This is a genomic window from Pseudaeromonas paramecii, assembly GCF_039540575.1.
In the GTDB taxonomy this organism is placed as follows: domain Bacteria; phylum Pseudomonadota; class Gammaproteobacteria; order Enterobacterales; family Aeromonadaceae; genus Pseudaeromonas; species Pseudaeromonas paramecii.
This window is the reverse complement of the sequence record NZ_BAABFC010000003.1, coordinates 229,953-240,584: the sequence shown is the minus strand read 5'-3', so window position 1 is coordinate 240,584 and position 10,632 is coordinate 229,953. Positions and strand designations below refer to the sequence as shown.

10 protein-coding genes are annotated in these 10,632 nt (G+C 65.5%); 5 read left to right on the top strand and 5 right to left on the bottom strand.

Annotation, left to right across the window (positions count from 1 at the left end):
* Positions 1 to 266 precede the first annotated feature (266 nt).
* Complete coding sequence (gene manA, locus ABD847_RS03710) at positions 267 to 1,454, top strand: mannose-6-phosphate isomerase, class I (protein WP_345010162.1); 1,188 nt, start codon at positions 267 to 269, stop codon at positions 1,452 to 1,454.
* A gap of 71 nt (positions 1,455 to 1,525) precedes the next feature.
* Here manA and hutZ read toward each other — a convergent pair whose 3' ends face one another.
* Genes hutZ through ABD847_RS03690 form a run of 4 tightly spaced genes read right to left on the bottom strand, consistent with a single transcriptional unit; the run spans position 1,526 to position 5,990 of the window.
* Complete coding sequence (gene hutZ / locus ABD847_RS03705; RefSeq protein WP_345010160.1) at positions 1,526 to 2,056, bottom strand: heme utilization protein HutZ; 531 nt, start codon at positions 2,054 to 2,056, stop codon at positions 1,526 to 1,528.
* 9 nt (positions 2,057 to 2,065) lie between these two features.
* Positions 2,066 to 2,572, bottom strand: coding sequence for a heme utilization cystosolic carrier protein HutX (hutX, locus tag ABD847_RS03700; RefSeq protein ID WP_345010158.1), 507 nt, complete (start codon positions 2,570 to 2,572; stop codon positions 2,066 to 2,068).
* Positions 2,484 to 3,926 (bottom strand): heme anaerobic degradation radical SAM methyltransferase ChuW/HutW, encoded by a 1,443-nt coding sequence (gene hutW, locus ABD847_RS03695; protein WP_345010156.1) that lies wholly within the window; start codon positions 3,924 to 3,926, stop codon positions 2,484 to 2,486. The genes hutX and hutW overlap by 89 nt, the downstream gene beginning before the upstream one ends.
* Before the next feature lie 39 nt (positions 3,927 to 3,965).
* Complete coding sequence (locus tag ABD847_RS03690) at positions 3,966 to 5,990, bottom strand: TonB-dependent hemoglobin/transferrin/lactoferrin family receptor (protein WP_345010154.1); 2,025 nt, start codon at positions 5,988 to 5,990, stop codon at positions 3,966 to 3,968.
* A gap of 158 nt (positions 5,991 to 6,148) precedes the next feature.
* Here ABD847_RS03690 and ABD847_RS03685 point away from each other — a divergent pair, with 158 nt between their 5' ends.
* The 4 genes from ABD847_RS03685 (at position 6,149) to ABD847_RS03670 (ending at position 9,208) form a co-directional block, all read left to right on the top strand.
* Entirely contained in the window at positions 6,149 to 6,988 is an 840-nt protein-coding gene (locus tag ABD847_RS03685; RefSeq protein WP_345010152.1) for a heme/hemin ABC transporter substrate-binding protein, read from the top strand.
* 5 nt (positions 6,989 to 6,993) lie between these two features.
* Positions 6,994 to 7,998 carry a FecCD family ABC transporter permease gene (locus ABD847_RS03680; RefSeq protein ID WP_425568380.1) on the top strand — a complete coding sequence of 335 codons (1,005 nt, stop codon included), beginning with the start codon at positions 6,994 to 6,996 and terminating at the stop codon, positions 7,996 to 7,998.
* Positions 7,995 to 8,756 (top strand): heme ABC transporter ATP-binding protein, encoded by a 762-nt coding sequence (locus ABD847_RS03675; protein WP_345010149.1) that lies wholly within the window; start codon positions 7,995 to 7,997, stop codon positions 8,754 to 8,756. Before ABD847_RS03680 ends, ABD847_RS03675 begins: the two co-directional genes overlap by 4 nt.
* Positions 8,757 to 8,857: 101 nt before the next feature.
* Positions 8,858 to 9,208, top strand: a complete 351-nt coding sequence (locus ABD847_RS03670; RefSeq protein WP_345010148.1) for a hypothetical protein — start codon at positions 8,858 to 8,860, stop codon at positions 9,206 to 9,208.
* 120 nt (positions 9,209 to 9,328) lie between these two features.
* Here ABD847_RS03670 and gabT read toward each other — a convergent pair whose 3' ends face one another.
* Positions 9,329 to 10,609: a 4-aminobutyrate--2-oxoglutarate transaminase gene (gene gabT / locus ABD847_RS03665; protein ID WP_345010147.1), complete on the bottom strand. Its 1,281-nt coding sequence runs from the start codon at positions 10,607 to 10,609 to the stop codon at positions 9,329 to 9,331.
* Positions 10,610 to 10,632: the final 23 nt, after the last annotated feature.

Here is a 10,632-nt window from a genome sequence, read left to right as displayed (position 1 = left end):
GTCCCGTCCACTCCGCCACTGAAATAGAGCCCTTAGGTTATCTGACCTAAGGGCTTTTTGTTTTGCCAAGGGTTCCACTCTTGCCTCCAAGCTCTCGCCTTGTCCTATTCATGCCGAAATCTCGTCGCTCAGTGGGAGCCGAACGAATGCTGGGCACACCTCCGGTTCTGCGGCAAAATAGCTTAGACCTTCATCCGGCAGGCCATTTAGATGCTATCGCCGCTAATCGTCTCGTTTTCATTTTGATTTTTCCCGAGGAAACCAACATGAGCGTCCCCGCCTTCTACCTGATGAACAACCCGATCCAGCATTACGACTGGGGCAGCCGGGTGGCGCTGACCCAGCTGTTCGGCATGGCCAATCCGGACAATCGGCCCCAGGCCGAGCTGTGGATGGGCGCTCACCCCAACGGCTGTTCCGAGGTGATCTGTGACGGTGTGGTCACCAAGCTGTCGGATCTGATCGCACGGGATCCGGTGGCTGCACTCGGATCTGCCACCGCCGAGCGCTTCGGCAGCCTGCCGTTTCTGTTCAAGGTGCTGTGCGCCGACAAGGCCCTCTCGGTGCAGGTTCATCCCAGCAAGGCCCAGGCCGAAGCCGGCTATGCCAAGGACAACGCTGCTGGTCTGGCGGCCAACGCCCCGAACCGAAACTACCGGGATGACAATCACAAGCCGGAGCTGGTGTTTGCCCTGACCCCCTATCAGGCGATGAACGGTTTCCGTCCCCTGGCGCAGATACTGGCGCTGTTCGAGCGCGCCGCCGTGGCCGAGCTGGCGGCGCCCCTGGCCGCCCTGCGGGCCGATCAGACCGAGGTGGGCCTGGCGGGCTTCTTCCGTACCCTGCTGAGCCTCAGTGGCCCCGGCAAGGATGCCGCCCTGGCGGGCCTGCTGGCCTATGCGGCCCAGCATCAGGAGGAGGAGACCTTCGCCCTGGTCAGCGCCCTGGCGACTCAGTATCCCGGGGATGTGGGCCTCTTCACCCCCCTGCTGCTCAACGTGGTGACCCTGCAACCGGGCCAGGCCATGTACCTGGATGCCTGCACGCCCCACGCCTACGTCCGGGGCACCGGGCTTGAGATCATGGCCAACTCCGACAACGTGTTGCGGGCCGGTCTCACCCCCAAGCACATGGATCTGGACGAGCTGCTGGCCTGCACCCGCTGCCTGGCCAAACCGGCGGACGAGATCTTGCTGGCCCCGCGCCAGGCGGCGGCGGTTGAGCACTATGAGGTGCCGGTGCCGGACTTCACCTTCAGCGTCTATGCCAGCGGCGAGCATAGCCTGAGCACGCACAGTGCCGAGGTGCTGTTTGCCATCGATGGCCCGCTGACTCTGCGGCAGGGCGCGCAGCAGCTGAGCCTGGTGGCCGGCCAGTCCGCCTTCATTCCGGCGGCCACCGGCGCCTATCAGGTCGAGGCACAGGGCCGCTTCGCCCGCGCCGGCAACCGCTAACGCGCAGCGGCTGGTGAATTGGGAAAAGAAAGAGGGCCTGCATCGGGCCCTCTTTGCTTGCTGCTAGTCAATTAACGGTCGCTCTGCTCCATGGGCTTGTGGCCGACGGTCAGGTGCACCATGTCCACCTGATCGTCGCTGCTGACCTCGAAGGCCTGGCCAAAGCCTTTGACATACAGGCCCTGCTGCGGGGTTAGGCGGAACAGGCTGAAGTCTGCCATGCGGGTCAGGTTGGTCACCAGGTCGCCATGGCGATGGGCCAGGGCTTCGACGGCCTGGTTCCAGTGTTCGCAGTCCCGGGCTACTTGGTTGACTTCGGCATCGTGGCTGAGGCGTACCCGGGCGTAGAGCTGACGGCAGTCGGCCTCGTCTTCGATGAGCATGAGGGAGGCCTTGGCCACGGCCTTGAGGTTGCGGCCGTGTCGGGCCACTTCAGAGACCAGCACATAGTAGTGACCGTCGAGAAACACGAAGGGGGCGTAGCTGACATTGGGGGCACCCTGTTCATCCAGGGTGGCCAGCATCAGGCTGCGGCACTGTGCCCGCAGGGCCTGGATCTCCGGCAGCAGGCGCTGTTGCAGTCGGGCTTGTTTGTCTTGCATGTGGTCTCCTTAATCGGTCGGCAGGCCGGTGGCCTGTTGCCATTGCTGGAAGCGGCTGACCTGGGCGGGCAGCAGTTGGCGGGCCTCATCGCGGCCAAGATAGATCTTGAAGGCACAGCGCCCGTCTTCGGTGATGAAGACGAAGGCGTGGCTGGGGCGCCCCATGAAGGGCTTGCTCAGCAGCGCGATCTGCCGGATGGCTTGCAGTTTGAGGTGGCCGTGCAGACCGCCATCGCCTCCCAGGTTGTAGTAACCGTGGCCGCTACGTCCGGCCGGGAAAGGGCCCTTGAACTCGAAGATGGAACCAGCAGACTCCACTATGGTGGTCAGGGGTCCCCAGGTGGTGAGCTGGCCCAGCAGGGCTTCTGTCTGTTCACCGGGCCAGAGTGTGACCCAGTCGGCGGGCAGGGCGGCGATCAGGTCGCCCTCAGTGACGCCCAGTTGCTCCGCCATGGCTTGGGTGGTTTGATCCGCGCGGCGCGCTATGAGCGCCGCCACCTGTTCGTTGAGTAACATCCACATTCTCCTTTGAGTGGTCTTCTTGTTGTAATGCCAGCAGGGCGCCCTGGGCCATATTGACGCTCCAGAAGCGCCCTGCCAGGGTCAGCTCGGCACGGTTATCCGCCAGGTCCACCAGCCCCCGCTCCTGCCAGACGTTCAGCAGGGGGCGCAGTTGTTCAAACAGCCCATCCTGGCCCTGTGCGGCCCAGACCGTGCCATCTAGCACGCCCTTATCGAAGCTGGCCTTGATCAGGCCATCCCGGCGGCCATGCTGGGCCGGGGCCATCAGCATGGCCAGGGGCCAGCGCCCCTCGCCGCATTGCTGCTGATAGTCCTGCAGGTTGCGGGTTTGCATCAGGGCGACCCCGTTGATCTGGCCGCCGGCGCCGGCCCCGATGGGCAGGACATCCGCCGAGGTCTTGGCCAGGCTGTTGTAACGGCTGCGCTCCCGGGCATCCCGCGCCCAATGGCAGACGCTCAGCCGCTGCAGTCCCGCCTGTTCCAGGGTGTTAGCACCATAGGCGTACATGCGGGCCCGGGTAGGCACATTTGCCGGCACGGGTTGGCGTCCCTGGGCCACCAGTTCACTGAGCCGGGTGCCCGGCATCTGGATCAACTGGTAGAGATCCACGCCGTGGGCGCCAGAGTCGAGGAAGTCGGCGATGTCCTGTTGCCAGCAGCTCTCGTCCTGCCAGGGCAGGCCAAACAGCAGATCGAGGATGATGGGGGCGGCGTCCCGGGCCACCAGTTGCTCGATGCGCTGCAGCACCTCGCCGCGGTCGTCCAGTCGCTTGGCGGCCTTGCGCACCCGGGTGTCGAAACTCTGTACCCCGAACGAGAAACGGTTGAAACCGGCTGTCAGGCTGGCCTCAAAGCGTGCGTCATCGAAGCGGTTCAGGCGTCCCTCCAGGGTCAGTTCGCAATCGTCCGCCAGGGGAAAGCGGCGGCGAATTTCCTCACCCAGGGTTTGCAGCTGTGCGGCGGTTAGGTCGGTGGGGGTGCCGCCGCCCACATAGACGGCATCAAACGGCGCGGCCTGGGCCCAGGCACTGTCGGCCTTGCGGGCCAATTCGTCGTAGAAGTGGTGCAGGTAGGTCTCGATCCAGGCGGGGCTGGCGGCATTTTCAAAGAAGTTGCAGAAGGTGCAGCGCACCCGGCAGAAGGGAATGTGCAGGTACAGACAGCGCGGGCGCCCCGCGGCCGGCTGGCCGGCCAGCTGGGCCTCCAGGGTCAGGGACTGCAAGGCGGGATCCAGGATGGGTCGTCCCCCCCGGCCTGCGTGAGCCTGGGTCTTGCCGGTGAAGGCAAATTGCAGCGGATCCGGGGTATGGCGGCCCAGTATGCTGTCATCCAGTGCGGCGATATTCATGATCTCATCGACCCCGGCTTGCGCCGGGGCCGCTCTTGGTTAGAAGCGGTAGCCAACCGCCAGTTTGGCGTTACGGCCCGGTGCATACAGCTCGCTGAAGGCCGGCAGGTAGTACTCGTCCGTGACGTTATCCAAGGCAAAATCCAGCTGCCAGTTGCGCCAGTCGCCCTGTTGCGGACGCCAGCTGGCGGTGAGATCCCACAGGGTATAGCCGTCATAGCCTTGAGTACTGCTGGAGGAGGGCACCCGATCCTGATCGCGATACCAGCTCAAGCGGCTGCCCAGGCGGACATCGCCGTCCAGCAGCCCCTGACTGATGCCGAACACCAGCTTGCTGGCCGGAATATCCGCCAGGGCATCCCCCCCGGTTTTGTCTTCGCCCTTGGCCTGGCTATAGCTGAGGTTCAGGCCCAGCAGGCGCCAGCGGTAGTCGGCGGCCAGTTCGTAGCCGCTGATGCGGGCGCGGGTGACGTTGGCGTAGTCACTTTCGAAGGTCATGGTGCTGAAGTCGTTGATGACCTGCAGCTCTATGTAGTTGTTGATGTCGTTGCGGAACAGGTTGGCACTGAGCTCCAACTGATCGTCGGCCAGCAGGTGTTCGAAGTTCAGGCGGGCGCCGATCTCCTTGTTGCGCGCCGTTTCGGCCTTCAGATCCGGATTGGGCTGGAAGCTGTTGCAGGCGAAGCTGCCCATGCAGAAATGGGTGCCGGAGGTGTAGAGCTCTTCACTGGTGGGGGCGCGGAAGGCTTCATCATAGCGGGCATTCAGGGTCAGCCAGTGGGTGGTGAACCAGGTGAGCCCAACGGACGGTGAGAGGTGATCCTGGCTGCGGGCCGAGTCGGCCTGCTGCTTGTCTTCGGTATGGAAGTTGTCGTAGCGCACCCCCGGGGTCAGCTGCCAGCGGGTCAGGAAGGGCACTTCGGCCTGCAGGTAGGCGCCCCACACCCGGCTGCGTCCGTCCGCCGGGATCGGCCGGCTGCTGCCTTCCCGGCTGCCCCAGGTCTTGTCCAGGTAAATGTCCGCGCCGCCCAGCAGGTTGCCCCAGCCCAGGCTGGCCCGGTTGCTGCCGTTGAGGCCCAGGGTCTGGTAGTCAATGACATCCTGCTGCTGCTTTTCGATCCGGTACTCATCGAAATGGGTGCGGTTGAGGTAGGCGGTGACGCGGCTGTCCAGCCAGGGGTTGTCCGCCGGATTGAGGCGGTAATCCAGGGTGGTGTTGAAGTCCCGGGTGGCCTGTTCCACCAGGGGCACAGAACTGCTGACCTCGCTGGAGGGGTTGGAGGGAGCGTTCTGATCCGATTGGCTGTGGCGCACACTCAGGCTCAGGCGCTGAGCGTCATCCGGTTGCCAGCCGTACTTGCCCATGACCCCGTGCTGACGGGCGGCGGAGTAGGTCAGATCCTGGCCATTGCCCAGGCGGATGTCATTGCTGTCGTGGTAGTAGCCACTCACCAACCAGTCATGCTGACCTTGCTGACCGTACAGGGCACCGCTGGTGAGCGACTTGTCATCGGCACTGTGGAAGCCCTGACGGACATAGCCGCCCACTTGCTCTCCGCCGGTCAGCAGATCCCGGGCGCTGCGGGTCTGTACCGCCACCACGCCCCCCAGGGCGCCGCTACCCCACAGGGCACTGGCCGGGCCCTTCACCACCTCGATCTGTTGAATCAGCTCAGGATCCACAAAGTAGGTGCCCCTGTGACCCGAGCTGGTGTTCTGCCGCACGCCGTCGATCACCTGCAGTACCCGGGTGCCGGAGAGGCCGCGGATCACCGGGGTCTGGGCGCCTGGCCGGCTGCCGCCGCCGACCTCCACGTTGCTCTGGTACTTGAGGGCATCGGCCACCGAGTCCGGCTGCTGGCTGTCCAGTGCCTGACGATCCACCACGGCCACCTGGCGGGAGGCGTGGTCGGCATCTGTCTCCTCCCGGGTGGCGCTGACCACCACGGGGTTCAAGGTGCTGTCGTCGGCGACAGGGGTTGTGGCGGCACGCGCCAGCGACCAGGGGGCGGTTATCGCCAGGGCGGCACTGATGCAAAGGGCGAGTTGTGAGGGGGAGGGCATGGTCCAGTTCCTTTTTTGTGGGTTCCTGAAAACCGGGCTAGCCTAATTCGAACAAAAAGCAAATGCAAACAATTCGCATTTGTAAGTGTGGCAAGGGATCGCTATAGTGGGTCCAGCGCCGCCGAGGCGGCTATGGCACATTTGTTCAAGGAATCATCATGATGAAATACCTGTTGAGTGGACTCCTGTTGCTGGCCGCCGGCCTGCAGGCCCAGGAACGTATCGTCTCCGCCGGTGCCGGCGTCACCGGCCTGATCCAGGCGCTGGGCGCCGCTGACCAACTGGTGGCTGTGGACAGCTCCAGCCATCTGCCCGCCGATCAAGCCCTGCCGGTGGTGGGTTATCACCGACAACTGGCCACCGAAGGCCTGCTGGCACTGAAACCCAGCCTGTTGCTGGGCAGTGAGGAGATGGGGCCGGCCAGCACGCTGCAGCAGGTGGCAAAGGCCGGCGTCAAGGTGGTGAGCCTGCCGGCCGGTGGCGATGTGCCCAGCCTGCTGGCCAACATCCAGACCCTGGGGGATCTGTTGCAGCGTCCGGAGGCCGCCCACCAGTTAACCCAAGCCGTGGATCGGCAGGTGAGCCAACTTAGCCAACAGGCGACCCGGCTGTCGGCCAAGCCGCGGCTGGTCTATCTGTTGGTGGTGCCGGGGCGTCCGCCCATGGTGGCCGGAGGCAATACCCCGGCCGATACCCTGATCCGGCTGGCAGGTGGGGAGAACCCGGCGGCTGGCCTGCACAATTATCCGTTGCTTAACCTGGAGGGACTGCTGGCCATGAAGCCGGACGGTCTGGTGGTGAGCGAGCGCAGCCTGCAGGTGGATCCGCAACTGTTGCAGCATGCGTTGCCTCAGCTGGCGCAGACGCCGGAACTCAAGTCCCTGCCCTTGTACACCATTCCCGGGTCGGCCCTCATCGGCGGGCTGAACCTCACCAGCCTGAGTGCGGCGGCGGACCTGCAACAAAAACTCCTGTCTGCCGCAGGTAGCGCCTCCTGAAGATGATGTCACGCCGCTCGTTGCACTGGCTCTGGCTGCCCTTGCTGCCCGGGCTGGGTCTGCTTTCCCTGACCTCCGGGGCCCTGGGGCTGTCAGCCGCCGATACCTGGGCCGCCCTTACAGGGCAGGGGGAACCCTTGCACAGCACGGTATTGTGGCAGATCCGGCTGCCCCGCAGCCTGCTGGCCCTGGCCATCGGTGGCCTGCTGGCCCTCACCGGCGCCCTGTTGCAGGGGCTGTTTCGCAACCCCTTGGCGGATCCCGGCATCATAGGGGTCAGCGCCGGGGCGGCCCTGGGGGCCGGGCTGGCCATAGTGGTGCTGCCCGGGGTGGGACTGGCCTGGCTGGCACTGGGCTCCACCGCCCTGCTGGCCTTTGTCGGCGGGGTGGTCACCACGGCCCTGGTCTATTACCTGGCGCGGGGGCCCTTCGGCACCTCCATGGGCATGCTGCTGCTGGCCGGGGTGGCCATCAGCGCCCTGGCCTTCGCCGTGCTGGGGTTGCTCAACTACGTGGCCGATGACGAACAGCTGCGTAATCTCTCCTTGTGGCAGATGGGCTCACTGGGGGGCGCCAGCTGGCCGCAGGTGCTACTGGCCTGGGGTTGTCTTGCTCTACTGGCCGGCTGGAGCCGCTATCGGGCTCAGGCCTTCAATGCCCTGTTGCTGGGCGAGGCGGATGCCCGCCACCTGGGGGTGGCGGTGGAGCGGCTCAAGTGGCAGACGGTGCTCTTCTGCGCCCTGGGGGTCGGGGTGGCGGTGGCCGTCTCCGGCATCATCGGCTTCATCGGCCTGATGGTGCCCCATCTGGTGCGAATGTCGGTCGGGCCGGATTATCGTCGCCTGCTACCCCACAGCCTGCTGGCGGGGGCGGCCCTGTTGCTGGTAGCCGACTGGCTGGCCCGCCGTCTGGCGGCACCGGCGGAGATCCCGGTGGGCCTCATCACGGCTGCGCTGGGGGCGCCCTTCTTTCTCTGGTTGCTGCGTCAGCAGCAGGGGCGTGCCCTATGACGCCGCTGCAGTTGGAGCAGGTCAGCCTGCAGCTGGGCTCGCGGCGTCTGCTGGATGACATCCAGCTTGAGGTGGCCGCCGGCGAGCTGGTGATCCTGCTGGGACCCAATGGCTGTGGCAAGTCGACCCTGCTGCAGGCCATCGCCGGCGAGCGGCGCCACACGGGTCAGATCCGGCTGTTCGGTCAGACCCGGGCCCAGTGGGCGGCCCCGCGGCTTGCCCGACGGCTGGCGGTGCTGCCTCAGCACAGCGATCTGCGCTTCGATTTTCCCGCCGAGTCCGTGGTGGCACTGGGGCGCCTGCCCTGGCCCGGGCCCCGGCAGGCCCAGGCGACCATCATACGGCGGTGCATGGAGCAGATGGATGTCTGGGCCTTGCGGCAGGCGCCCTATCTGCAGCTCTCCGGCGGGGAGCGGCAGCGGGTGCATCTGGCCCGGGTGCTCTGCCAGCTGGCGGACGAGGAGCCGGGTCTGCTGCTGCTGGACGAGCCCACCTCGGCGCTGGATCCCGGTCATCAGCACCAGGTGTTGCAGCAGATCCAGGCGGTGGCCCGTCGCGGGCACGGAGTGTTGATGGTGCTGCACGATCTCAACCTGGCCAGCCGTTATGCCGACCGCCTGGTGCTGATGCAGCAGGGCAGGTTGCTGGCCGAGGGCTCTGCCGAGGCCATACTCACCGTCGACCATCTGGCCCGGCTCTATGGCCCGGGTCCCGAGCTGTGGCATCACCCGCTGACCGGGCGTCCACTGGTGGTGTGACCGGCTGGCCGTGGCATAAAAAAGCGCCAATCAGGGCTTGCATTGAGAATGGTTATCAAATAAAAATGATTATCATCTGATGGCAAGGAGGCTAGGCCCTGATGGACATGACATCTACCGCATCCCGCATTGCGCCCCGAGGCTGGCGAGTCCGCCTGGGCCAGGGGCGTCCCGATGAGGGCATAGAGCGCTTCTTGGAGGAGCTGCGTCAGCAGGCCCTGCTGGCCGAGGAGCAGGCCTTCACCCTGTATGAACGCGGTTGCCGCGAACTGCTGGCGGCGGCCGCCGACCCGGCACTCAGCGCCGACTGGCAGCACGCCTGCCGGGACTACGCCTGGCGACCGCTGGAAGAGTTGCAGCGCCTGTGCTGTGGCCAATGCAACAAGCCCGGCTGCCGCGATCGCCTGCTGCGGCTGTTCCGCCGGCTCGAGCGACTGCAACAGGCGGCCTGAGTCACCCCGTTTGCACTGTTGCCGGTGTCGGCTTGCCCTCTCACAGGCTGACACCGGTGACAGTGCCCCAAACAAAAACCGGCGCCTTGGGCGCCGGTTTTGTCATTTATGTGGCTGGGGTTAGCCGGCCAGCTTGGCGAACAGGGCTTCGAGCTTGCCCAGGCCTTCGTCCAGAATGGCGGGCTCCATGGTCAGGGCCGGCAGCAGACGGATGACGTTACCGCGCACCCCGCAAGAGAGCAGTAGGATGCCGGCCTCGATGCCTTGCTGCACCAGGGCCTTGGTCAGGGCCGGGTTGGCCTTGGCCTGGTCACCGCCTTCGATCAGCTCCATGGCCACCATGGCGCCCACGCCACGCACCTGGCCGATCAGCGCCGGGAAGCGGGCCTGCAGGGCCTTGAGTCGCCCCTGGATGGTGTCACCCAGCTGGCTGGCCTTCTGGCACAGCTGTTCTTCTTCGATCACCTTGAGCACCGCCAGACCGGCGGCACAGCCGATGGGCGAGGCCACATAGGTGCCGCCCAGCCCGCCGGGAATGGCGGCGTCCATGATCTCGGCGCGACCCAGCACGGCGGAGATGGGGAAACCGCCGCCCAGTCCCTTGGCCAGGGTGATGATGTCCGGTTCGACACCGCTCTTTTCCACCGCGAAGAAGGTACCGGTACGGGCGAAGCCGGACTGGATTTCGTCACAGATGAAGACGATGCCGTGCTGATCGCAGATGGCACGCAGCGCCTTGAGGAAGCTGGCGGGTGCCGGGTAGAAGCCGCCTTCCCCCTGGATGGGCTCTATGATGATGGCCGCTACCCGGGAGGCTTCGATGTCGCAATGGAACAGCTCGTCCAGGGCGGTCAGGGCGCACTCCTCGCTCACCCCCAGGTAGTCGTTGGGGTAGGGCAGGTGGTAGATCTCGCTGGGGAAGGGACCGAAGCCCACCTTGTAGGGGTTCACCTTGCCGGTCAGGCCCATGGTCAGGTTGGTCCGGCCGTGGAAGCCGCCGTTGAAGGCGATGATGCCGGGGCGGCCGGTGTGGGCGCGGGCGATCTTGATGGCGTTTTCCACCGCTTCGGCGCCTGAGTTACCGAAGGTGACCTTGGCCGGACCGGCGAAGGGCGCGCGGGCCACCAGGCCCTCGGCCAGCTCCACCGCCTGGGTATAGGGGGTGACGGTGAGGCAGGTGTGGCTGAACTGCTCGATCTGGGCGGCCACGGCGGCCTGTACCTTGGGATGCAGGTGGCCTGTGTTGACCACGGCGATGCCGGCGGCGAAGTCGATGTAGCGCTTACCGTCCAGATCCCACAGCTCGGCGTTCTTCGCCTTCTCCACAAACACCGGGGCCATGCTGGCCAGCCCACGGGCGAACACCTTTTCCTTACGGGCTTGCCATTGTGCGTTGCTCATTTTCAACTCCTTGATGAACCTTG